Here is a 25,092-nt window from a genome sequence, read left to right on the forward strand (position 1 = left end):
AGATCCTGTAATTTCTTTTACAGCCTTTTTCTGCCCGAACCCAACCATTACCACCTCTTCAATCTGAGTTGATTTAGTAGCTGTATCCTTTTTTGCTTGTTGCTGTGCAAAAGCAGCCTGTCCCATGAAGAACAATGCTCCAGCACTTAATACACGTAGTTTAACATTCATATTAACAAATTTTAATATATTTTAATGGGCAAATATGTTAATAAATATTAACACTTGCAAGTTTTTAGGAAGCAGTTGCAACACTTTTTTTTCCATTTTAATATAAAAATTACATTAAACAAATAGGATTTAACAACAATACTTAATTTTTATTTCATAAAATATAAATTTTTTACGTCTTCATTTTTTTTTAACGCATTATTACTAATTCAAAAAATATTATTTAGAATCAATATAAATTACAAAAATATAATCCTTTATGAAAATTTACATTTATAAAAATATGAATTTCACGTATTTATAAGAATAAAATTTCGTTTTAATTTTAAATACCGGAATCTGTCATTTCTTGATGAGCACGAGTTTACCCCTACAAACACTTCCACAATATTATAATCAATATAGCCTGTGTTAAAGGTTTAATAGTATCAGAATATTCACGCAAGTTGCAAAGTTTCAATACAAACCATTACATATTTGCAACAAAATAAAATTCATTTTATAACAAATATTACGTCATAAAAATGTGAATTAACAATAATTATAAATTTATATTTAAATAAAACAGAAAATATTAAAAAATGGATAAAAAAAAAGCTGCCTCAAACTGAGACAGCTTACTTTATCTGTATAGAATATATTACTTCAATTTCTTCTTAACAGCTACTTCTTCGTAAACTTCAAGAATATCTCCGGTTTCAATATCATTGTACCCTTTCAGGTTCAGACCACATTCGTAACCTTTTGTTACTTCTTTCACATCATCTTTGAAACGTTTCAAGCTTTCAAGCTCACCATCGAATTTAACGATACCGTCTCTCAACAAACGTACTTTCGACTGTCTTGTAACTTTTCCGGTAAGCACCATACATCCTGCAATTGTTCCAACCTTAGAAATCTTAAATACTTCACGGATCTCAACATTACCGATTACCTGCTCCTGAATTTCAGGAGAAAGCATTCCTTCCATTGCTTCTTTTACTTCATCAATTGCTTTATAGATTACAGAATAGGTTCTGATTTCAATTTCCTCACGGTCTGCAAGCTCTTTTGCATTCGCACCGGCCCGTACATTGAATCCGATGATAATCGCATCTGATGCTGCCGCTAAGTTGATATCAGATTCCGTGATCTGCCCTACTCCTGAGTGAAGAATCTTCACACTGATTTCCTCAGTTGATAATCTTTGCAACTGATCAGAAAGTGCTTCTACGGAACCATCCACGTCTCCTTTAAGGATAATATTCAATTCTTTGAATTCACCTAAGGCAATACGTCTACCTAATTCTTCAAGGGTTGTATGCTTTTTCGTTCTGATCGAAAGTTCTCTCTGAAGCTGTTCTCTCTTATTGGCAATAGCTTTACCTTCACTTTCGTCAGCATAAACACGGAATTTATCACCGGCTGTAGGCGCTCCGTCCAAACCTAAAATGGTTGCTGGAATTGAAGGACCTGCTTGCGCAAGGTTTTTCCCTCTTTCATCGAGCAAAGCTTTTACTTTACCGTGGTTTTTACCTGCCACTACGTAGTCCCCCACTCTTAAAGTTCCGGTTTGCACCAACATGGTAGCAACATAACCTCTACCTTTGTCCAGAGATGCTTCAATAACAACACCGTTTGCTGAACGATCTGGATTGGCTTTTAGTTCAAGCATTTCGGCCTGTAATAAAACTTTCTCCAATAATACATCCACATTATTACCAAACTTAGCAGAGATTTCCTGCGCCTGAACATTTCCACCCCATTCTTCTACCAAAACCGGAGGGTTTAAGCCTGAAAGCTGTTGACGGATATTATCCGGATTCGCGTTAGGTTTATCAACCTTGTTAATTGCAATGATCATTGGCACCTGTGCCGCCTGGGCGTGGGCAATAGCTTCTTTCGTCTGTGGCATTACATCATCATCGGCAGCAATTACAATAATTGCAATATCCGTGATCTGCGCACCTCTAGCTCTCATCGCTGTAAAGGCTTCGTGACCTGGTGTATCTAAGAATGTGATTCTCTGACCGTTTTCCAGCTTCACATTATAAGCACCGATATGCTGTGTAATACCTCCGGACTCACCTGCAATTACGTTAGTCTTTCTGATGTAATCCAATAATGAAGTTTTACCATGGTCAACGTGTCCCATTACGGTAACTACCGGTGCTCTTGACACTAAGCTATCTTCAGTATCGATTTCATCTTCTGAATCTGTATCTTCAAGATCAGCATCAGAGAATTCAATTTTATAACCGAACTCATCCGCTACCAATAATAAGGTATCAGCTTCCAGTCTTTGGTTCATGGTAACCATTACCCCAAGTGAAAAACATGCAGAGATTACTTCAGTTGGAGAAACGTTCATTAAGCTCGCTAATTCTCCTACTGTAATAAATTCTGTTACCTTCAGCGTTCTGTCCTGTGCCTCAAGTTCCTGCTGACGTTCATCCTGCTCTCTACGGAAGGTTCTTTTATCTTTTCTGTGTTTAGCAGATTTTGACTTACCTCCTTTATTGGTAAGTTTTTCAAGTGTTTCCTTGATCTGATTTTTAACCTGCTCATCAGTAAGCTCTACAGGCATTACTCTTTGCCCAGGCCTGTTATTCTGGCCTCCTTTCTTGAATCCGCCGCCCTGGCCTGCCGGACGATTGCCCTGGTTTCCTCCAAAACGGTTTCCACCCTGGCCTCCTTGACCTTGAGGACGGTTGCCCTGGCCACCCTGACCCTGGCGGTTTCCACCCTGAGCTCCCTGGCCCTGAGGACGGTTCCCCTGACCTCCCTGGTTGTTGTTATTTCCTGAGTTTTGGTTATTGCCCTGGCCCGACTGATTATTCTGCCCGCCCGGCTTTTCAATTCTCTTTCTTTTCTTTTTGGCTCCGGAGCCTGGTTTTGGCGCAAACTGAGTTAAGTCAATTTTTTCACCTACAATTTTAGGACCGTCTAATTTTTGGTAGACAGTCTCTATTTTCTGAGGTTCCTGAGATTCCTGAGATTCGGTCTCAGTTTTTTGAGGTTCAGCAGATTTTACTTCAGCAACAGGTTCTGGTTGTTTAGGAGTTTCCTTTACAGGTTCTGCAGGTTTTTCCTCTTCTTTTTTCTCCTCCATTTTTGGTTTGTCTTTTTTCACTGGTCTGTTCCTGGATTCTATCTGAGACAAATCAATTTTATCCAGAACTTTAAATTCCTGTTTTTCAGGGGCTGCTTTCACTTCGGATTCAGCTACAACTTCTTCTTTCTTTTCTTCAACTGGCGCTGGTGCCGGAGCTGCTGCTGGAATTTCAGGAGTTTCTTCCACTTCAGGTTTTGCAGAATCAAGATCTATTTTACCTAAAATTTTAGTTTCTGGTTTATTAGCTTTAGCTCTTATTACTTCAGGGGTTTTCTTTTCTTCAATTTCCAGTTTTTCTTCCGGAACTTTAGTTATTACCACCTCATGGGAAGCTTTACGCTGTTCACCGTCTTTGGCAAACTCAGCCTCCAATGCAGAATATGCCGCTTCTTCTAATTGAGCGTTAGGATTGCTTTCAACCTCGAAACCCTTTGACTGTAAAAACTCTACTAATCTGGACATCGAAATGTTGAATTCCTTAACCGCTTTATTTAATCTTATTTTTGGCATCTATATATTTACGTATTTTTTTAATTCTTAAAATTAAAGTATTTCCTTTTTACTGTTTATTAAAATTTATTTAAAATCTTAATCTTCAAATTCTTCTCTCAGAATACGTTTTACCTCTTCAATTGTCTCTTCTTCAAGGTCAACCATATTTAAAAGACTCTCGGTATCTTTATCCAATACTGATTTCGCAGTAGTAAGACCTACTTTCTTAAATTCATCCAAAATCCACTGCTCGATATCGTCATTAAATTCTCTCAATTCAACGTCGTCATCCTCGCTGGACTCTCTGTATACATCAATTTCATAACCTGTCAACCAAGAAGCCAGTCTGATATTCTGTCCCTGCTTACCGATCACTTTAGAGATCTCTTCAACCGGAGTGTATACTAATGCATAATTCTGCTCCTCATTGATATCAATCTTGTTGATCGTAACGTTTCCTAAAGCTCTTTTTACCAGGATTTCAGGATTTTTAGACCATTGAATAACATCGATGTTTTCATTTCTCAACTCTCTTACAACGCCATGAATTCTGGATCCTTTAACACCCACACAAGCACCAACAGGGTCAATTCTGTCGTCATAAGCATCTACTGCGATCTTCGCTTTCTCACCAGGAATCCTCACTACTTTTTTAAGCATGATTGTTCCGTCCTGAATTTCAGGAATTTCCAGCTCTAATAATTTCTCAAGGAATTTCGGAGCGGTTCTGGAAATAATGATCTGCGGCTTAGATCCTTTAAAATCTACTGTTTCTACAATAGCTCTGATATTTTCTCCTTTTTTAAAGAAATCGGATGGGATCTGGTTTTCTTTCGGCAAAATAAATTCATTCCCTTCATCATCCAATAAGATCACATGTTTGTGACGGATGTGGTGAATTTCTCCTACAACAATTTCCCCGATTTTATCTCTGAACTGCTCATACAGCATAGCATTGTTATGCTCCTGAAGTTTTGTCGCTAAAATCTGCTTCAGAGTAAGGATATTCCTTCTTCCTAACTGAGCAACAGGGATCTCCATGGTAAAATCTTCCCCCACTTCAAAAGTAGGATCGATTTTCTTTGCTTCAGAGATTTCAATTTCAAGATCATCGTCTTCAGACATTTCGTCTTCTACGATAGTTTTATTTAAAAATATCTGAAAATCTCCTTTATCCGGGTTTACAATTACATCGAAGTGATCATCTGAATCAAACCTCTTTCTTAAAAGGGTTTTCAGTGAATCTTCAATAATTGCCATAAGATCAATCTTACTGATCCCTTTTTCGTCTTTAAAATCACCGAAGGATTCAATCAACGCTATATTATCCATTTATTCTTTTTTCTTTTTAAAATTTAATTACTACTAATGCTTTCTTTATCTCAGAGTAAGGAATTTCTTTTTCCTCCTCTACATCCACTTTTCCTTTTCCGATATCTTTCGGCTTCCGGTAGCGTAAAATAAGGGTGATTTTATCATCATCCACTTTGGCAAGTTCGCCCTCTGTTTTGGAAGAGTCTGTTAAAAGCACTTCAATTTCTCTTCCGATATTCTTCTTAAACTGTCTTGGAGTAGACAGTGGCTCGCTTAATCCTGCAGACATCACCTGGAGACTGAAGTCATGTTCTTCACGGTCCATATTGAATTCCACGGCACGGCTTGCATCAAGACAGTCCTGCAGCGTAACTCCGTTATCTCCATCTAAAATCACAGTAATATCATCCCCTGCAGAAATCTTTAAATCAATAAGAAATAAATCTTTTCTAGTTTCAAGGAATTCATTTAATAATTCTTCAATTCTGTTTCTAAACTCCATATTATTGATCTTGATTTACCCGTACGAAAAAAGGCTTTCTTCCGAAGCCTTCCCATTTTTTTCCGTAAATCCAGTGCAAATATACGTATTTTTTTCTATAAATACAAAATGAACTTATTATCAAGCAAATAACACAAAAATTTTATTACAGGAAATTAAGAAAGCCGATGAAGGTATTTTTATTACTTTTGCGTTAGAATTTTAAAAAACAGACATTGTGAATATAACGATTGTAGGAACGGGTTATGTAGGGCTGGTTACAGGAACTACCCTGGCAGAACTCGGCAATTCAGTATACTGTGTTGATATTGATGAAAAAAAAGTTGAAGGCATGAAAAACGGCATTGTTCCCATCTATGAGCCGAACCTTGAAGAAATGTTCCTGAGGAACATCCAGTCTGAAAGGTTGTTTTTCACCACCAACCTCAAAGAAGCTTTGGACAAAAGCGAAGTTGTTTACCTGGCACTGCCAACTCCTCCGGGAGAAGATGGTTCTGCCGATCTTTCCTATGTACTTCAGGTTGCGAACAACATTGGAGAGCTGATGACAGAATACAAGGTAATTGTTAATAAGAGTACTGTTCCCGTAGGAACTGCAGACAAGGTAAGAGAAGTAATCGCTTCTAAAACAGAAATCCATTTTGATGTAGTGTCCAACCCTGAATTTTTAAGAGAGGGTTTTGCCGTAGAAGATTCTATGAACCCCTCAAGGGTTGTTGTAGGGGCGAGCTCTGATAGAGCAAAAGACATCATGTCTAAAATCTATCAGCCGTTTACCAATACAGGAATCCCGATCATTTTTATGGATGAAAAATCATCGGAACTTACCAAATACGCCGCCAACTCATTCCTCGCTGTAAAAATTACGTTTATGAATGAGATTGCCAATTACTGCGAAAAAGTAGGGGCGGATGTTGATAAAGTAAGACTGGGAATGGGAAGTGACGACAGAATCGGACACCGTTTTCTATTCCCCGGAATCGGATATGGCGGAAGCTGTTTTCCTAAAGATGTAAAGGCACTGATTAAATCCGGAAAGCAGGAAGATTTTAATTTCCAGATTCTGGAAGCTACAGAAAATGTTAATGTTGCGCAAAAAGTTATCCTGGTTTCAGAAATTGAAAAATATTTCGGAGGAGATCTTAAAGGTAAAAAAATTGCCATGTGGGGATTAGCTTTCAAAGCCAATACGGACGACATCAGAGAAGCTTCATCTTTAGACAACATCGCTCTTCTGCTGGAAAAAGGCGCAGAAATTGTAGCCTACGATGCTGTAGCTGAAAATAACGTGCAGAAAGTTCTGGGCAGCAGCATTCAATACGCCAAAGGAATGTATGATGCCCTGGAAGATGCGGATGCTTTATTCATCGCTACCGAATGGCCGGAATTTAAAAATCCTAATTTTGAGCTCATGGCTAAAAAAATGAAAAACAACGTTATTTTTGACGGAAGAAATATGTACCCGCTGGAAGTTCCGGAACAAAACGGGTTTTATTATAAAAGTATAGGAAGAAAGACCATAGAAAATAAATAGATGAAAAATATAATCATTACCGGAGGTGCCGGATTTATCGGCTCACATGTCGTAAGAGAGTTTGTAAAAAATAACCCTGATACTACCATCATTAACCTTGATGCGCTTACCTATGCCGGAAACCTGGAAAATCTGAAGGATATAGAAAATGAGCCTAATTATGTTTTCGAAAAGGCTGACATTACAAAACCGGAAGAATTAAGAAGAGTATTTGAAAAATACCATCCGGACGCTGTTGTTCATTTAGCTGCAGAGAGCCATGTAGACAGAAGCATTACAGATCCGATGGCCTTTATCAATACCAATGTAAACGGAACCGCTAACCTTCTGAATTTGTGTAAAGAATTCTGGACACTGAACCCGGATCATACACACGGCAGGTTTCCGGACGAAAAAAGAACGAACCTTTTCTATCACATTTCTACCGATGAAGTATACGGAAGCTTAGGAGAAACAGGATTCTTTTTAGAAACGACTTCTTATGATCCGCAATCTCCTTATTCAGCATCAAAAGCCGCTTCAGACCATTTGGTGAGAGCTTACGGAAACACATACGGAATGCCGTTCATTGTTTCAAACTGCTCCAACAACTACGGACCGAATCATTTCCCTGAAAAGCTGATTCCTCTTTGTATCTCCAATATCATTAATGAAAGACCTTTACCTATTTACGGTGACGGAAAATATACAAGAGACTGGCTGTTTGTGATTGATCACGCCAAAGCGATCCACCAGATCTTCAATGAAGCTAAAACAGGAGAAACGTATAACATCGGAGGCTTCAATGAATGGCAGAATATTGATCTTGTTAAAGAACTGATTAAACAGATGGATGCTAAATTAGGAAAGCCTGAAGGATATTCCGAAAAACTGATCACTTTTGTAAAAGACAGACCAGGACACGATAAACGTTACGCTATTGATGCAGGCAAACTTAACAAAGATCTTGGATGGAAACCGTCCGTAACTTTTGAAGAAGGACTGGGCAAAACCATCGACTGGTATCTTGAAAATAAAGAGTGGCTTGAAAATGTAACCAGCGGTGATTATCAAAAATATTACGAAAATCAATACCATTAATTAATGAAAAAAATCATTTTTATCATTCTTTTATCAATAATCCCGACAGCCATTTCCGCACAGGCAGGTTTTCCCAGACCACTTGATGAGAAGCCCGAAGGAAAGAAACTGGAATTAATTAATACTTTTATAAAGGAAACGCATTATCAGGCAAGGCTAAAATCTTTTTTATCCATCTCATTATCTGCTTATTCTGATCAATATTCCCATGATGAAGCAAAAAAAATATATGATCAGTTTAATCCGGATGAATTTCTTAAAGATAATCAGGCTTTTTATGCCATGTTTAAGCATCTTTCGCTTGAGGACATCAATAAAATCATTAACTTATACCGGAGTCTCGAAGGGGGTGTAAGCTCTGTCCCTATGATCTCTGACAGCCTTATAGGTCAACTTAATGATTATGCTAAAAGAGAACTTAAAAAACTTAATAAATAATAATCCTTAAGATTAAGGAGAACTCCAAATTACAAATGAAAGGAATAATATTAGCCGGAGGTTCCGGAACCAGACTTTACCCTCTTACGATTGCCGTAAGTAAGCAGCTGATGCCCGTTTATGACAAACCAATGATCTATTACCCGCTTTCAACCTTATTGCTGGCAGGAATCAAGGATATTCTGATCATCACAACCCCTCATGATCAGCCTGGTTTTATTAAACTATTAGGGGATGGATCCCAGATCGGATGTAATATAGAATATGTAGTACAGCCGAGCCCGGATGGACTTGCCCAGGCCTTTATTTTAGGTGAGCAGTTTATTGGTAATGACCCCGCCGCACTGGTATTGGGTGATAATATATTTTACGGCTCAGAAATGGGAACACTTCTGAAGAATAAAACCAATCCGGACGGAGGAGTTGTTTTTGCTTATCACGTTTCTGATCCCGAAAGATACGGGGTTGTAGAGTTTGACAATGATTTAAAAGCCGTTTCTATTGAAGAAAAGCCTTTAAAGCCCAAATCAAACTATGCCGTTCCGGGACTTTATTTTTATGATAATGAGGTAGTGGAAATCGCAAAGAACATTCAGCCTTCTGCAAGAGGAGAACTTGAAATCACAGACGTTAATAATGTATACTTAAGCAAAGGAAAACTTGAAGTAGGTGTTCTTGACAGGGGAACGGCCTGGCTGGATACCGGAACTTTTGACTCCCTTCACGATGCTTCCGAATTCGTCAGTGTTATTGAAAAAAGACAGGGCTTTAAAATCGGATGTATAGAGGAAATTGCTTTCAGAAATAAATTCATCAATGAAGAAAAACTTCTTGAAACTGCTGCCAAATATGGTAAAAGCGGTTACGGTGAATACCTGAAGCAGTTGGTAAGAAAATAGAAGCATAATCTTATAAAATCTATAAACTATTGGCCTTATGGTCAATAGTTTTTTTAATGGGGTCATATTAACATGCTCATTATATTCTGATATACAGATTTTAATCACAGCCGAAAATATCAGATTTTCTCTGATAGTAATTTTATAATTAACTTTGAGGAATTTAAAGAACTATTTAAATACATTAATGGAGAACAATAAACCACAGATAATAACTTTCGATAAAATAGGATCGTCACAGCTGGGCTACATTACCATAGCCGAGGCTCAGAAGAATATTCCTTTTGATATTCAGCGTGTATACTGGACCTACTTCACCCCTCATGATGTAACGCGCGGAGGACATGCTCATAAAGAACTCCAGCAGGTTATATTTGCTGTTTCCGGTATTATTACCTTTAATACGGAGGATAAAGACGGGAATAAAGAAACATTTGTTCTGGACCATCCTACCAAGGGGCTCTATATTCCAAGACTGGTATGGAGGGATATCCAGTTTTCCCATAATGCGGTATTGCTGTGCCTTGCCTCAGAAATCTATGACGAAGAAGATTATTTCAGAGATTATGAAAGCTTCAAAGAAACAATCGGTAAAAATCTATAAAAATTCATTAAAATGATCATTGAATACAAAGGAATTAAACTGAGATTTGTTGATGCAGATGATGCTGAATTTATCGTTTCCATCAGAAACAATGAAAAAAAATCAAGGTTTATTTCAAAAACCTCCCCGGATGTGGAAGCACAAAAGCAATGGATCTCGAACTATAAAGTGCGTGAACAGGAACAAAAGGAATACTATTTTATAGCCTATGACGAAAACAATGAAGATTTCGCAACATACAGGGTGTATAAAATAGAATCCGGACTGCCGGAAATAGGAAGCTGGGTTTCCAAACCTGATTATGCCAACATCAAAAACTCAATAAAAGTAGACATGGCTGTAAAAGACTATGTCCTGAATGAACTGAAATTTGATACCATACAGTTTGAAGTAAGAAAACTGAATACCTCCGTCAACAGCTACCACAGGCTTTTCAAACCTGAACTGGTAAAAACTGATGACGAAAATAATTATTATCTGCTCAGCAGAGATACTTTTAATTCCGTACTTCCGGATATTCTTAAAAAATTTAAAATTTAATCATATGTCAATTAACGAATTCATTGAAAAATTTCAGTCTCAGCTGGAAAATACAGACGTAACGATAGCCCCTGAAACAGAGTACAGTAAAGAAAGCTACTGGGATTCCCTTACGGCAATGGTCATCAAAGTAATGATTGAAGACGAATACGGTGTTGATATGGAGCCTGAACAGATCACGGCTCTAAATACTATAAATGCTCTGTATTCGTTTGTTTCTGAGAAAAAACAATAAATACTGAACAATGGCCTTTATCAAACATATTTCAACGTACATCCCCGGAACGGTTGTTTCCAATGAAGAAATTTCAGCCAGATTTCCGGATTGGGAAAGTGATAAGATTCTTGAAAAAATAGGAATCAGAAACAGAAATATTACCGGTGATGACGAATATACTTCCGACATTGCAGTGAAAGCCCTCAACAAGCTTGTGGAAGAATACAGCATTGATAAATCTGAAATTGATTATCTTATCGTCTGTACACAAAGCCCTGATTACTTCCTGCCTGCCACAGCCTGTCTCGTTCAGTCCCAGGCCGGCCTGAGTACAGGCTGCGGAGCCATTGACATTAACCAGGGGTGTTCCGGATACATTTACGGCCTATCACTGGCCAGCGCTCTTGTTGATGCTAAAATGATGAAAAATGTGGTTTTAATAACGGCAGAAACCTATTCAAAGCACATTCATGAAGATGACAAAGGAAACATCAGTCTTTTCGGTGATGCCGCTACAGCAACCCTGATTTCAGAAGACGGAGATTTTGAAATTCTGAAATTCTCAGTAGGGACAGACGGAGAAGGCGCCAAAAACCTCATCGTAAGAAACGGGGCTGTAAGAAATAAGAAGACTGACGACAAAGAGGATAAAGACAATTATCTTCATATGAACGGTCCGAAAATTTTCGACTTCACTTCAAAAGCCATTCCGGGCCTTGTCAAAGAAAACCTGGAAAAGAATGGTTTTGAAAAAAGTGATATTGATACCTTCATCTTCCATCAGGCCAACACCTTCATGCTGGACTTCCTGAGAAAAAGAATCAACATTCCTGTGGAAAATTTCGTAATTGATATGCTGGATTACGGAAATACGGTGTCATCAACAATTCCCATTGCCTTTAAAAACTCAATGAATGCAAGAGATTTAAAAAACATCATGCTTGTAGGCTTCGGAGTAGGTTATTCCTGGGGAGCAGTGTGTTTAAGAAAAAAATAATGAGCATAACGCCCTTTTCAGGGATGTTATCATTAAAAAAAATAATACTATGGTAAAATTTCTTGATCTTCAGAAGATCAATTTACGGTATCAGGAAGAAATAGAAAACAAATTGCTGGAAGTTTTCCGAAGCGGCTGGTATCTGCTTGGCGGTGAGCTTAAAAACTTCGAAACCAATTTAGCTACTTACATCGGGGCAAAATATGCCGTGGGAGTAGCCAACGGACTGGACGCACTCCGTCTTATCTTCCGTGGTTATATTGAAATGGGCGTTATGAAGCCCGGTGACGAGGTTCTTGTTCCGGCTAATACCTATATAGCTTCTGTACTGGCTCTGTCAGACAACGGGCTGGTTCCTGTTTTTGTGGAACCGGATGCAGACACTTACAATATGGACATTTCAAAGATCGAAGAAAAGATCACTTCCAAAACAAAAGCAATTCTGATCGTTCACCTTCAGGGAAGGATTGTTTTCTCCGAAGAACTTAAAAATATAGCTCAGAAATATGACCTGAAGATCGTGGAAGATAATGCACAGGCTATTGGAGCAGAATGGAACGGCATTAAATCGGGAAATCTGGGTGATGCTTCCGGTTTCAGCTTCTATCCGGGCAAAAATTTAGGAGCTTTAGGAGATGCAGGAGCTGTAACAACCAATGACAAGGAGCTGTACGAAGCCATCCGCGCACTGGCCAACTACGGTTCAAACGAAAAATATGTAAACATTTACAAAGGGCTGAATTCAAGGCTGGATGAATTGCAGGCTGCCGTTCTGGATGTAAAACTGAAATACATCAGCCATGAAAACGATACCCGAAGAGAAGTAGCTAAAAGATTCATTTCCGAAATCAACAACCCGAAGATTACTCTTCCTGAAAATCCCGCAGACGAAAAAGAGCACGTATGGCACGTTTTTGTGATCAGAACGGAAAAAAGAGATGAACTTCAGGCTCACCTGACGGAAAAAGGAATTCACACGATCATCCATTATCCTATTCCTCCCCACAAGCAGGAAGCATATAAGGAATATAATAATCTGTCCTTCCCTATTACCGAAAAAATGCATGAAGAAGTACTAAGCCTTCCGATTTCTTCAGTTCTGGAAGAGGAAGAAATCCAGGCCATCATAAAAGCAGTAAACGAGTTTTAGTACACTCGGATTATTACGAAATATAAAAACTATTAGCTTTACAGCTGATAGTTTTTTGCTCATAATAATGAATATTAATATATTAGTTGCTGTTTTCAGTTTATGTGAATAAATATTCACCTATTAAGAAAACGAGATAAAAATTAAATAATTAAATTTGCAAAAACTTACACAAATGAATGAGCCACAACAAAAGTGGACAGATACAATTGAGGACAGTCATTCTCTATTCGACCTGAAGCTTAAAGAGGTCTGGAAATATAAAGATCTGATCTATATGTTTGTAAAAAGAGACTTTGTTTCCAGTTTCAAACAAACAATATTAGGACCGATCTGGTTTTTTATTAATCCGATCTTAACGACGATCGTATATCTTGTTGTATTTGGCAGAATAGCAAAACTACCGACTGATGGTGCGCCTCCCCTTATCTTCTATCTTGCCGGTGTTACTCTCTGGAATTATTTTTCAACCTCACTTTTAGCTACTTCTTACACATTTGTAGGAAATGCAGGAATATTTGGAAAAGTATATTTTCCAAGACTTGTTACCCCTCTTTCTATAGTTATCTCCAATCTTATGCGGTTTGGGGTACAATTTGTTTTATTTATTGTGGTCTGGGCCTATTATCTCAGTAAAGGGGAAGTTCAACCCAACATCTGGATTATCGCCACTCCTTTTCTGATACTTCTTATGGCTTTTTTCGCCTTAGGAGTAGGAATGATTTTTTCGTCACTTACAACAAAGTATAAGGACCTTAGTATGCTACTGGGATTTGGAGTTAGTTTATATATGTATTCTACACCGGTAATCTATCCTGTATCTTCATTGGAGGGCATTTTCAGAAAGCTGGCTTACTACAATCCCCTGACAGGAATTTTTGAATGCTTTAAATACGCATGGCTTGGTGTGGGAGATTTTTCTCCTGCAATGCTGGGAATCAGCTCTGTAATTATCATGATCCTTCTTATGATAGGAGTTGTTGTCTTCAATAAAGTTGAAAAAACTTTCATGGATACTGTATAACGGACATATTAATTCTAAATCAATACAATATGCTGGCTTTAAAAGCAGAAAATATATCAAAACAATACCGACTGGGACAAGTGGGAACCGGTACCTTATCTCATGACCTGAACCGGTTTTGGCATAAAGTAAGAGGAAAAGAAGATCCTTATCTGAAAATTGGAGAAGCCAATGACCGTACCACAAAAGGGAATTCCGAATATGTGTGGTCACTGCGTGATATCAATTTCGAAATCGAACAGGGAAGTGCGGTAGGAATCATCGGCAGAAACGGTGCTGGAAAATCTACCCTGCTTAAAATCCTCAGTAAAGTAACCAAACCTACTACTGGAAAAATACGCACTAACGGAAGAATAGCCTCTTTACTGGAAGTAGGAACGGGATTTCATCCGGAAATGACAGGAAGGGAAAATGTTTACCTCAATGGTGCTATTCTGGGAATGACCAGAAAAGAAATCACCAGAAAATTTGATGAAATTGTCGCTTTCTCAGGCGTTGAAAGATACATTGATACGCCGGTTAAAAGATATTCTTCAGGGATGTATGTCCGTCTTGCCTTTGCAGTGGCCGCGCACCTGGAGTCCGAAATCCTGATTGTGGATGAAGTACTGGCTGTGGGAGATGCTGACTTTCAGAAAAAATGTCTGGGAAAAATGGGAGATGTAACCAAAGGAGAAGGACGCACAATCCTGTTTGTAAGCCATAATATGGCTGCTGTAAAGCAACTGTGTAACTCCGGCATCCTTTTGAAGCATGGGCAGCTTGCCGATCAGGGAAGTATCAATAGTGTTATGGAAAACTATATTGTTAATGAACTTTCGCCGAATTCAGAGTTCCAGTACATTGAAGATTTAAGTAAAAAAGCCCAGATTCATAATGTCAAAATTTTCAATAACAAAAATGTTGAAACCACTGAATTCAGCCATACCGATGACATCAATGTTAAAATAGATTATATCAACCGAAGCGTTACAAAAGGAGTCCGCGTTAATATCGCTATTCTTGACAAGTTTGAAAACGTGATCTTCATTACCCGGAAAACATTTGACAACCTGCATGAGAACAGCTTATCAATACAGATTGAAGGCAACAAGCTCATTCCCAACACTTACATACTTTCCGTTGCATTAGATACCCCGGCGGTTGAACTTTATGATTATATAAAAGGAGGTATCCAAATCAATATTGTTGAAACAGGACATGAAAACTTTCTTACAGGAGATACAGATAACGGAATAATAAATCCTCCTGTAATATGGATGTAAGCATGAAAAAAAAGATATTGGTTTTGTCAACAGGCGACGTAAACGGTGCGTATGAAGCGATGTACAAAGTGGCTCAGATTTTGAAAAATATGGGTCATGAAGTAGTACTTTGTGTCAAGAATAAAACAAAAACCGATGATTTCATAAAGCCGTATATCCACGTACAGCACCAACCTTCTGTTAAAAATCCTTCTTTACTGGAAAGAATCATCCGAAAAATAAAGAAAAAATTCACACAGCAGGAGCCTGATAAAACCATTAAAAAAAAATTAGTCACAGACAGTAAATATTCTTTTTTAAGCAAAGATGAAATTACAGAAAACATCAATGTAGACAGCCTGCTAAAATCAGTTGGATTTACTCCTGATTTCATTTTTACAGGCATGACCATTGATTTTCTCAACAGTACTGATCTTCTCAATATATATAATGTTACCCGGGCAAAAATATATAATATCACAGTAGATATGAACCACTTTACAGGAGGATGTCATTTTTCCTGGGGATGCGAAGGCTATACAAACAACTGTGATCACTGCCCTGCAATCCAGGATGAATCTCAGAAACTGATTGCAAAGAATAATTTGGAAAGAAAATATCAAAATGCGCAGAAAGCTTTTTTCAAAATTATAGCAGGTTCCGGTTTAACCCTTGAACAGGCGAAAAAATCAAAAATATATAGAGATCAGGAGATAATATATAATGTTAACAGCCTAATAGACACCACCCTTCTCAACGACAAGAACAAAAATATTGCTAAAAATATTTTTTCTTTAGCCAATGATCATTTCTATATTCTTACCGGAGCACAGAACATGGACGATCCGAGAAAGGGTTTTAAATATCTCATTGAGGCTTTGGAAATACTGGATCAGCAGCTTCCTGAGGACATAAAACAAAAAATCTGTCTTTTAGTAGTTTCCAATAGCATCAACAAAGAGTTTGAAAGGGTTACGTTTAAGAAACAAAAAATAGATTATATAAAAGACTACAGACTATTATCACTGCTATATCAGGCTACAGATGTTTTTATCAATTCATCTATTGAGGATTCCGGCCCCATGATGGTCTCTGAAGCACTAGCATGTGGAACCCCTGTTGTTGGGTTTGATACTGGAGTAGTAACCAATATGGTCATAGATGATTACAACGGATATAAAATCCCTATGAAAGACAGCCAAAAGCTAGCAGAGGGAATACTGAAGATATTTCAACTTGATCCGTACCAATATTCTGTTTTCTCAAAAAATGCAGTAAAGCAGGTAGAGGAATTTTCATCATATGGATATGTTGAAAATATTTTCACTAAAATTCTGGAATAAAATAAGAGCGGAAAACTCTATAAAAAGATTCCGGTTTTCAAAAATTGAAATTTGACAAAGTTTTCTTCCGGATCATCTAAATATTTAAACAATGAGAAAAATTGCAATATTGGGAGCAAGCTACTTACAACTGCCACTTGTTCAGAAAGCAAAAAAAAATGGATTGGAAGTTCATTGTTTTGCCTGGGATGATGGCAAAGCGGTTTGTAAAGACGTTTCCGACTTTTTTTATGACATTTCAGTTTTAGATAAAGAAAAAATTCTTGAAACCTGTGAAAAAGTTAATATCAATGGTATCATTACTATTGCAACAGATATTTGCATTCCTACCATTTCATATGTAGCCTCTCATCTGAATCTTATTTCCAATACCGAAGAATGCGCCCTGTTAACCACAAACAAATCTGCCATGCGGAAATGTTTTTATGAAAACAGTATTCCTTCACCAAGATTTACAACACTACGATCCTATATGGAAGATTCAATTCAACATTTGAATTATCCTTTGGTAGTAAAGCCTTCAGACCGTTCTGGTAGTCTTGGCGTCGTGAAAGTTTTTAATGAAAGCGAATGTCAGGAAGCAATTGAAAAAGCAATTGAAGTTTCCTTCAGTAAAACCTGCGTTGTTGAAGAGTTTATCGAGGGCAGCGAAGTTAGTGTGGAAACGGTCAGCTGGCAAGGCTGTCACCACATCATTACCATTACAGATAAAATCATAACCGAGGAACCCTATTTTGTAGAACTGGCCCATCATCAGCCAAGTAACCTACCGCAATCCATCCAAAACCAGATAAAAAAGATCACCCTGGAAGTCTTAAAGGTTACAGAAGTTGAGTACGGAGCATCTCATATAGAATTCAAAATAACAGCAGAAGGAAAAGTATATGTTGTTGAAATAGGCAGCAGAATGGGCGGCGATTTTATAGGTTCTGATCTTGTAGAATTATCAACAGGATTTGACTACGTACAATCTGTAATTGATATTGCGATGAATGAATATCAAGAAAAGAATATGACATTTTCCGGACAGCATTATTCAGGAGTGTATTTCTTATCAAAAAACACAGAAATAATTCTGAATTATTTTAAAAATGATCCGATCAATGATGATTTCTCAGTTATAAAAAAAGAGATTCAAAACGATGAACTGAAAGATGTAAAAAGCAGTAACGACCGGTCTGGTTATCTCATTTATCAGGCAGATAAAAGAATAGATTTATTATGAAAAAAGTTGTTTTCCTTGTTTCTGGAGGAGGTGGAACTCTGATATTCATCAATGAAATAGCATCCCTATTAAAGCTTCCCATCAAAATAGTAGGTGTAATAAGCGACAGGAGCTGTAATGCTTTGGATTATGCCCAAAAAAACAATATTCCTTCCCATCAGATAGAGTACAGCAGGCAAAATAATGCCGGTCTTAAAAATATATTACTACAAATTTCGCCGGATATTGTTATAACCAATATTCATAAAATCATTGATAAGGAAATTGTAGATTTGTTTCAGTCGAAGTTGATCAACCTTCATTATTCACTTCTGCCCTCTTTTTCAGGTTTTATAGGAATGAAAACAGTAGAAGCGGCAAAAAAGGCAAACTCAAAATTCATAGGAGCCACTGTACATAAGGTAGACGAGATTGTGGATCATGGTGAAATCTTGGCACAAAGCTGCTTTCCTGTAGATTGGGATACAGCCGGTTTAGTGGAAGATACTGTATTCCGCTCGGCATGTTTGTGCCTGCTGAACGTTTTATTATTCGATGGTTCCAATAAAAAGGAATTCCCTTTCATCAAAATACATAATACTGATGTATCATTTTCTCCTTCTTTATGTTTTGATGTCTCGGATATTAATGAAAAATTTTGGGATCGAATAAAAGAATTAGCATGATGCTCTCTGCTACAAAAGACAGGTTTAAATGCCGAAAAAGTAAATTATTAAGGATATAACACTCCTAAAAATTACTGTCAGCCATTAATACAACAAACTAAATCCAGAAAATCCTGCGGAGATTGTACTATAGAATGTAAATTTGTCTTTGTATCAAAATTTTAAAAATTTGTAAATTCAAGATTCAAAAAATTAAAACACTATGATTCCATTTAATAAGCCGTTTATAGTAGGAAACGAACTTAAATATATTGAAGAAGCGGTAAAAAGCGGCAAAATTTCAGGAGACGGAATTTTCACAAAAAAATGTCATGCTTTTTTTGAAGAAAAATTTGGCTTTCAGAAAGTACTGCTTACCACATCCTGTACCGATGCTTTGGAAATGGCGGCTATATTGTGTGATATTCAGGAAGGTGATGAAGTTATTGTTCCCAGCTATACCTTCGTTTCCTCTGCCAATGCTTTTGTATTGCGGGGTGCTAAAATAGTTTTTGCAGACTCTTATGCCAATAATCCCAATATTAACCCTGCGGAAATTGAAAAATGTATTACAGAAAAAACAAAGGTTATTGTTCCCGTACACTATGCGGGAGTTGCTTGTGATATGGAAGCCATCATGAATTTGGCGAAAAAGCACAACCTTTTTGTTGTAGAGGATGCAGCACAGGCCATTGACAGTTACTATACATTTTCTGACGGTACAAAAAAAGCATTGGGATCCATCGGAGATTTCTCTGCCTTTTCATTCCATGAAACAAAAAATATCATTTGCGGAGAAGGAGGGATGCTTGTCATCAACAATCAGAAATACAATACACGCGCTGAAATAATCCGGGAAAAAGGGACAAACAGAAGTGCTTTTTTCAGAGGAGAAGTAAATAAATATGGCTGGGTAGATCTTGGTTCATCATTTCTTCCATCAGAAATATTATCAGCATTTTTATATGCACAGCTTGAAAACCTTCCGACTATACAGGCTAAAAGAATCAGCATCTGGCAGAATTATTACAGCAGTCTATCTGATTTACAGAAAAAAGGACTGATAAAACTACCGGAAATTCCGGGTTATGCGACGAACAATGCCCATATGTTCTATATTATCTGCAGAAACTACGGGGAAAGATCAAACCTGATCCAATATCTGAAAACAAGAGATGTTCATCCCGTTTTTCACTACCTGAGCCTGAATAAAAGTGAATTCTTTTTGAAAGACAATTCCCCTATTGATATTCCCAACTCAGATCATTTTACAGACTGTCTTTTAAGACTGCCATTCTATTACGAGCTGAAAAAAACAGAACAGGAAAACATCATCAGTCTCATTCTTGAGTATTATTCAACACTGGAAAATTAGCAACAGGAAATATGGGCTTCATAAAAAAACATATTATTAAATTCATATTCAAAATCCTGCATTCAGACGCTTATAAAAAGTATAAGCAGCAACAGAATGACAACTGGGCGAAAAACAACTTCAAAGCCTTTGGAAAACAGTCAAGTCTTCCGGAGATTTTTTGGATCAAAAACCCTAAATATATAGCAATTGGGGATAACTTCAGCTCATTATTCAATTTAAGACTGGAAGCATGGGATAATTTTTACGGAGAATCTTTTCACCCTGAAATCATGATCGGGGATAATGTCATTTTTAATTCTGATGTTCATATTGGAGCCATCAATAAAATCAGTATTGGCAATAACGTATTAATGGCTAGCAGAATATATATTTCCGACCACTCACATGGAAATATCAGTATTGAGGACCTGGATAAAACTCCGGGAGAAAGACCACTATATTCCAAAGGCCCCGTTATTATTGAAGATAATGTATGGATTGGTGAAGGAGTCTGCATATTGCCGGGAGTTACTATTGGTGAAAACTGCATCATAGGGGCTAATTCGGTAGTTAATAAAAGCTTTCCAAAAAATTCGGTAATTGCAGGAATCCCTGCTAAACTGATAAAAACATTAGAAAAATAATTTATGAAAAAAATAAAAACACTTGCATTTTATCTCCCTCAATATCATCCCATTCCGGAAAATGATGAATGGTGGGGAAAAGGATTTACAGAGTGGACCAACGTAGGTAAGGCAAAACCTTTATTTGAAGGGCATGAACAACCCATTTACCCTGCTGACCTGGGGTATTATGACCTACGTGTTCCCGAAGTAAGAGAACAGCAGGCTCAAATGGCTCGTGACTATGGAGTTTATGGCTTTATTTATTATCATTACTGGTTTGGAAACGGAAAACAATTGCTTGAACGTATAGCCTATGAAGTACTGAAATCCGGCAAACCGGACTTCCCATTCTGCTTCTGCTGGGCCAATGAAACCTGGTCCGGAATATGGCACGGTTTAAAAGATAAAGTTTTGGCCGAACAAATATATTCTGATGAAGATCTTATAGCCCATTTTGAATACCTCCTGCCCTTTTTTAAAGACAGCAGATATATCAAAGTAGACAATAAGCCTGTTTTGGTGGTATATGATCCTATTCACCTACAGGACAAAGCCCCGGAATACCTTGAAAAATTCAATACTCTTGCAAAAGAAAACGGATTCAGCGGACTTTATCTTATTGCCAGCAACAAAACTGAAGACAACTATGGCTATCACCACCTGGGATATCAGGCTAAAATATCGAATGCATTTATGAGGGCATGGCGACCCCATATGAATAAAAGACCTTCTATTTCAGCAAAACAATATTACACGAATAGAATCAAAGGAATTTTAGGATTCAAAACGGTCAGCTTTCAAAAACCTGTTGATATTCAAAATGCACCCGATGTAGTGAATGATCTGCATTTTGATGAGACTGATGTGGATACCTTCCCATGCCTTATCCCTAATTGGGATAACACTCCAAGAAGTGGCAACCGCGGAATTATTTTAGGAAACAACAGTCCTGAACTTTTTGAAAAACAGGTAGAAAAAGCTGTAGACTTCCTGAAAGATAAACACTACCCTGAAAATTTTTTAGTTGTAAAATCATGGAATGAGTGGGCAGAAGGAAATATTCTGGAGCCGGACCGTAAAAACGGATTTGGATATTTGAATGCTCTTAAAAAGATTTTGTCAAAAAAAGGGCAACTATGAGTAAAATAAGTATTCTGATTGCGAATTACAATAACGGACATTTTTTTAAAGAATGTTTTGACAGTCTTATTGCTCAGACATTTACAGACTGGGAAGCTGTTATTCTGGACGATGCATCAAAAGATAATTCTCTTGAGCTTATTAAAAACATAATTCAGGATGATTGCCGTTTTAAGATTTATACCAATGAAACCAATAAAGGAGTGGGTTACACAAAAAGAAGACTTGTGGAACTAAGCAATTCTGAAATTTGCGGATTTCTGGATCCTGATGATGCACTGGTAGAAGAAGCATTGGAAATTGTATTTACAGCCCATTCGGAAAATCCTGATGTAGGACTGATATATTCCAATTTTATTTTCTGTGATCATCTGCTCAATAAGATAAAGGTTCATAAAGCCACACAAATCAATGATTTAGATGAAAAATACCTAAACTTTAATGCTGAAATTTCCCACTTTGCTACATTCAAAAAATCCGTTTACAACAAAACATCAGGCATTGATACCTATCTAAAAATGGCTGAAGATAAAGACTGGTATATGAAGATATGTGAAGTGGCCCCGGTAAAGCATATAGACAAAGATCTTTATCTTTACAGAATACATGGCGGTGGAATATCTAATAAAAGTGAAAACCAAGCGAATTATTGGCATTGGCTTGCATTGATAAAAATGGCAGAAAGAAGAAATATTGACATTGAAAGTCTATTTCTTGAAAATTTTGTACGCAGAAAAGAATATGATAAAGAAACTGTCCAAAATAACAACCTTAAAAAGGAACTAAAACAATCCCGCTGGATAAAACTGGGGCATCTACTGGGATTCTGTAAATTTTATAAACACCTGTAATGAATTATACAAAAGTCTCCGTCATCGTTCCCTGCTACAACCAGGCCGTCTATCTGGACGAGTGCCTGCAGTCGGTTCTTGATCAGACCCACCAGAACTGGGAATGTATTATTGTGAATGATGGTTCTACAGATCACACGGAAGCTGTCGCCAAAAAATGGACGGAAAAAGACAGTCGTTTTCAGTATGTGCATAAAAAGAACGGAGGCTTATCTTCAGCCAGAAATGCAGGGCTCGAAAAAGCTTCCGGAGATTATATTCAGTTTCTGGATTCGGATGATACAATTCATAAGGAAAAATTTTCAAAAGGCCTTTCCTCGGATAAAGAGTATCCGTTGATTGTAAGCCAGTTCACCATCTATAAAAACGGCATGCACCTTTCCGGATACAACCGGGTTGAACAGAAATTTTTAACATTTGAAGGCATTGTATTCGGATGGGATCTAAAATTCAGCATACCGATCCACTGTGCTCTGATTTCCCGTAAGCTCCTGGAAGGATTTCTTTTTGATACCTCATTAACAAGCTGCGAAGACTGGCTCATGTGGATTCATATCACCAAAGACAATCCGGAAGCTCTTCTTGTGGATGAACCTTTGGCCCATTATCGCAAAGAAGACAATACCAACAGCATGTCCTCTGATCTTTATAAAATCCTCCAGCAGAGAATCAGGATATTCCCTACTCTGAAAAAACTGTATGGGGATGATCTTCATGACAGACTGATGTATCACATTATAGAAGTACGTTCCAAACAGTATATTCAGCAGAGAAATGAATTCAACAAAGTGACGGGCGGAAGAGCAGTATCCGGATACCTTGCTTTAAAAAAGTATTATTACCGCCTTTTTCAAAAAAAGAACTGATCTTTAATACACACAAATGACCTCATCCGTAGCCCTTTGCACCTATAATGGTGAAACCTATATTGCCGAACAGCTGGACAGCATCCTGAGCCAGACACTTCCGGTATCTGAGATTATCGTTTGTGACGACCAATCTTCAGACAATACGGTAAAGATCCTGAAAGAATATTCGGAAAAATATCCGCACCTCATTAAAATTTATGAAAATCCTGAAAACTTAGGCTATGTAGGAAATTTTGAGAAAGCAATGAGCCTGTGCACAGCTGATCTTGTTTTTCTCTGTGACCAGGATGACCGCTGGTATCCTCATAAAAATGAATACATCACCCGGATTTTTGAAAATAATCATCATACCAATATCATCTGCCACAATATTAAACTCTTCGGAGAACCGGTGAGCAGTATCGAAGAAATCACCTACTGGGATCTTGATCATAACGGACCGGATCAGTTTACCGGACCTCAGGACCTTATTAAAAGAATTTTATTTCAGGGAAATATATTCCCCGGAATGAGTATGGCTATCCGGAATACATTTCTAAAAAAACATCTTCCTTTAAAGAAAATAAATCCTGTTATTATTCACGATTATGAACTGCTGCTGCTGGCTGCTGATAAAAATTCGGTACAGACAGTCTCAGCTATTCTGGGAGAATACCGGATTCATCCTAAACAAAGCATTGGATTTAAAACATTTTCCAGGCTCAGCCCTTCCGAAAGACCTCAGATAACAAGAGATGCTCTTTTTTCGGTATTCCGGAGAAATACTTTTGTAAAGGAAACTGTTTCCGGCCTTCAGCTGGATCCTTCTCTAAAAAATGGATATAAAGAATACTGTTTTCAGTATTACAGAAACTATCTGAAAAGCCTTTCCCCTTTACAACGCCTTATAGCCGGAATAAAAATGAAATACTATTTTCATATCTTTGATTACCTTAAATAAAACTGCCTGGCATCCGTGCCGTAAAAGATATGAAGTATTGTTCCCTGCACATAACACAATTAATGAAAATATTTAACCCATGATCATTGGTAATGGTATCATAGCAAATGCAGTAAGGCCCTATGATAAAGAAGACATTGTCTTTTTTGCATCAGGCGTTTCCAATTCCCTGGAAACCAGAGCCGCAGAATTTGAAAGAGAACTATCTCTCCTTAAATCCGTTCACGAAGAAAACAAAGAAAAAAAGATCATTTATTTTTCCACATTAAGCATCCACGACCAGTCCAAGCAGAACAGCCCGTATGTTCTGCATAAAAAGTCAGCTGAAGATTACCTTATAAAAAGCTCCGGTAATTTTCTGATCCTGAGAATAGGAAACATTGTAGGAAAAGGAGGCAATCCGAATACCCTTTTTAATTTTCTGAAAAAGCAGATTGCTGACCACCGCGAGTTTGCCATGCACCTTAAGGCCAGAAGGTTGCTGCTTGATATTGATGATATTTCAGGATTTCTGAGTAGGCATTGTCTGAATGTTCACAATGAAATCATCAATCTTGCTTTCCCTTACTATTATAACCTGAAGGAGATTGTTCATGCTATAGAAAAACAGGCAGGGCAGAAAGCGAACTATTCAGAAACTGATGAAGGAGATTTCTACAAGGTGGATTTCGATGAAAATATAAACACATTTTTTTCAGGAATAAGTCCCGAAGATTATCTGGAAACCTTAACCCGGAAGTATATTTAAAAGCATCTTATATTTAATGTATAACAAAACCGGACTGAACCTAAAATCC

24 protein-coding genes are annotated in these 25,092 nt (G+C 37.5%); 21 read left to right on the forward strand and 3 right to left on the reverse strand.

Annotated elements, in window-relative coordinates:
- Nucleotides 1-811 precede the first annotated feature (811 nt).
- The 3 genes from infB to rimP form a co-directional block, all read right to left on the reverse strand.
- Nucleotides 812-3,775 carry a translation initiation factor IF-2 gene (infB, locus tag AOB46_RS07590; RefSeq protein WP_062697938.1) on the reverse strand — a complete coding sequence of 988 codons (2,964 nt, stop codon included), beginning with the start codon at nt 3,773-3,775 and terminating at the stop codon, nt 812-814.
- A 78-nt stretch (nt 3,776-3,853) separates the two neighbouring features.
- Nucleotides 3,854-5,089 (reverse strand): transcription termination factor NusA, encoded by a 1,236-nt coding sequence (gene nusA / locus AOB46_RS07595; protein ID WP_062697940.1) that lies wholly within the window; start codon nt 5,087-5,089, stop codon nt 3,854-3,856.
- A 16-nt stretch (nt 5,090-5,105) separates the two neighbouring features.
- Nucleotides 5,106-5,573 carry a ribosome assembly cofactor RimP gene (gene rimP / locus AOB46_RS07600; protein ID WP_062697943.1) on the reverse strand — a complete coding sequence of 156 codons (468 nt, stop codon included), beginning with the start codon at nt 5,571-5,573 and terminating at the stop codon, nt 5,106-5,108.
- 217 nt (nt 5,574-5,790) lie between these two features.
- Here rimP and AOB46_RS07605 point away from each other — a divergent pair, with 217 nt between their 5' ends.
- From AOB46_RS07605 to AOB46_RS07705, 21 genes are all read left to right on the forward strand, one after another.
- On the forward strand, nt 5,791-7,107 hold the full coding sequence (locus AOB46_RS07605; protein ID WP_062697945.1) for a UDP-glucose dehydrogenase family protein: 1,317 nt from the start codon (nt 5,791-5,793) through the stop codon (nt 7,105-7,107).
- On the forward strand, nt 7,108-8,187 hold the full coding sequence (gene rfbB, locus AOB46_RS07610) for a dTDP-glucose 4,6-dehydratase (RefSeq protein WP_062697947.1): 1,080 nt from the start codon (nt 7,108-7,110) through the stop codon (nt 8,185-8,187).
- Between the two features lie 3 nt (nt 8,188-8,190).
- Nucleotides 8,191-8,625 (forward strand): hypothetical protein, encoded by a 435-nt coding sequence (locus tag AOB46_RS07615; protein WP_062697949.1) that lies wholly within the window; start codon nt 8,191-8,193, stop codon nt 8,623-8,625.
- Between the two features lie 35 nt (nt 8,626-8,660).
- Nucleotides 8,661-9,524, forward strand: coding sequence for a glucose-1-phosphate thymidylyltransferase RfbA (gene rfbA, locus AOB46_RS07620; protein ID WP_062697950.1), 864 nt, complete (start codon nt 8,661-8,663; stop codon nt 9,522-9,524).
- Between the two features lie 187 nt (nt 9,525-9,711).
- A complete protein-coding gene (locus AOB46_RS07625; RefSeq protein ID WP_062697952.1) occupies nt 9,712-10,128 on the forward strand; it encodes a sugar 3,4-ketoisomerase in 417 nt (138 codons plus the stop codon).
- A gap of 12 nt (nt 10,129-10,140) precedes the next feature.
- Nucleotides 10,141-10,668: a GNAT family N-acetyltransferase gene (locus AOB46_RS07630; protein WP_062697954.1), complete on the forward strand. Its 528-nt coding sequence runs from the start codon at nt 10,141-10,143 to the stop codon at nt 10,666-10,668.
- A gap of 4 nt (nt 10,669-10,672) precedes the next feature.
- A complete protein-coding gene (locus AOB46_RS07635; RefSeq protein ID WP_062697956.1) occupies nt 10,673-10,903 on the forward strand; it encodes an acyl carrier protein in 231 nt (76 codons plus the stop codon).
- A gap of 10 nt (nt 10,904-10,913) precedes the next feature.
- Entirely contained in the window at nt 10,914-11,882 is a 969-nt protein-coding gene (locus AOB46_RS07640; RefSeq protein WP_062697958.1) for a ketoacyl-ACP synthase III, read from the forward strand.
- Between the two features lie 49 nt (nt 11,883-11,931).
- Nucleotides 11,932-13,032, forward strand: a complete 1,101-nt coding sequence (locus AOB46_RS07645) for a DegT/DnrJ/EryC1/StrS family aminotransferase (protein ID WP_062697960.1) — start codon at nt 11,932-11,934, stop codon at nt 13,030-13,032.
- 175 nt (nt 13,033-13,207) lie between these two features.
- Complete coding sequence (locus tag AOB46_RS07650; RefSeq protein WP_062697963.1) at nt 13,208-14,056, forward strand: ABC transporter permease; 849 nt, start codon at nt 13,208-13,210, stop codon at nt 14,054-14,056.
- A gap of 29 nt (nt 14,057-14,085) precedes the next feature.
- Nucleotides 14,086-15,321, forward strand: a complete 1,236-nt coding sequence (locus AOB46_RS23340; protein WP_082377041.1) for an ABC transporter ATP-binding protein — start codon at nt 14,086-14,088, stop codon at nt 15,319-15,321.
- Between the two features lie 2 nt (nt 15,322-15,323).
- Nucleotides 15,324-16,643 carry a glycosyltransferase gene (locus tag AOB46_RS07660; RefSeq protein ID WP_157845046.1) on the forward strand — a complete coding sequence of 440 codons (1,320 nt, stop codon included), beginning with the start codon at nt 15,324-15,326 and terminating at the stop codon, nt 16,641-16,643.
- A 91-nt stretch (nt 16,644-16,734) separates the two neighbouring features.
- The gene (locus AOB46_RS07665) at nt 16,735-17,868 is read left to right on the forward strand and encodes an acetyl-CoA carboxylase biotin carboxylase subunit family protein (protein WP_062697967.1); all 1,134 of its coding nucleotides are present in this window, start codon (nt 16,735-16,737) and stop codon (nt 17,866-17,868) included.
- A complete protein-coding gene (locus AOB46_RS07670; RefSeq protein ID WP_062697969.1) occupies nt 17,865-18,533 on the forward strand; it encodes a formyltransferase family protein in 669 nt (222 codons plus the stop codon). Before AOB46_RS07665 ends, AOB46_RS07670 begins: the two co-directional genes overlap by 4 nt.
- Before the next feature lie 202 nt (nt 18,534-18,735).
- Complete coding sequence (gene rffA / locus AOB46_RS07675; RefSeq protein ID WP_062697971.1) at nt 18,736-19,887, forward strand: dTDP-4-amino-4,6-dideoxygalactose transaminase; 1,152 nt, start codon at nt 18,736-18,738, stop codon at nt 19,885-19,887.
- Nucleotides 19,888-19,898: 11 nt separating this feature from the next.
- Nucleotides 19,899-20,513: a DapH/DapD/GlmU-related protein gene (locus tag AOB46_RS24040; protein WP_062697973.1), complete on the forward strand. Its 615-nt coding sequence runs from the start codon at nt 19,899-19,901 to the stop codon at nt 20,511-20,513.
- A gap of 3 nt (nt 20,514-20,516) precedes the next feature.
- Nucleotides 20,517-21,635 carry a glycoside hydrolase family 99-like domain-containing protein gene (locus AOB46_RS07685; RefSeq protein ID WP_062697975.1) on the forward strand — a complete coding sequence of 373 codons (1,119 nt, stop codon included), beginning with the start codon at nt 20,517-20,519 and terminating at the stop codon, nt 21,633-21,635.
- Nucleotides 21,632-22,486 (forward strand): glycosyltransferase family 2 protein, encoded by an 855-nt coding sequence (locus tag AOB46_RS07690; RefSeq protein ID WP_062697977.1) that lies wholly within the window; start codon nt 21,632-21,634, stop codon nt 22,484-22,486. The genes AOB46_RS07685 and AOB46_RS07690 overlap by 4 nt, the downstream gene beginning before the upstream one ends.
- The gene (locus AOB46_RS07695; protein ID WP_062697979.1) at nt 22,486-23,352 is read left to right on the forward strand and encodes a glycosyltransferase family 2 protein; all 867 of its coding nucleotides are present in this window, start codon (nt 22,486-22,488) and stop codon (nt 23,350-23,352) included. The genes AOB46_RS07690 and AOB46_RS07695 overlap by 1 nt, the downstream gene beginning before the upstream one ends.
- Before the next feature lie 16 nt (nt 23,353-23,368).
- Nucleotides 23,369-24,295: a glycosyltransferase gene (locus AOB46_RS07700; protein WP_062697981.1), complete on the forward strand. Its 927-nt coding sequence runs from the start codon at nt 23,369-23,371 to the stop codon at nt 24,293-24,295.
- A gap of 79 nt (nt 24,296-24,374) precedes the next feature.
- Complete coding sequence (locus AOB46_RS07705) at nt 24,375-25,043, forward strand: NAD(P)-dependent oxidoreductase (RefSeq protein WP_062697983.1); 669 nt, start codon at nt 24,375-24,377, stop codon at nt 25,041-25,043.
- Nucleotides 25,044-25,092 lie beyond the last annotated feature (49 nt).

It is taken from the genome of Chryseobacterium indologenes (genome assembly GCF_001295265.1).
GTDB lineage: Bacteria > Bacteroidota > Bacteroidia > Flavobacteriales > Weeksellaceae > Chryseobacterium > Chryseobacterium indologenes_A.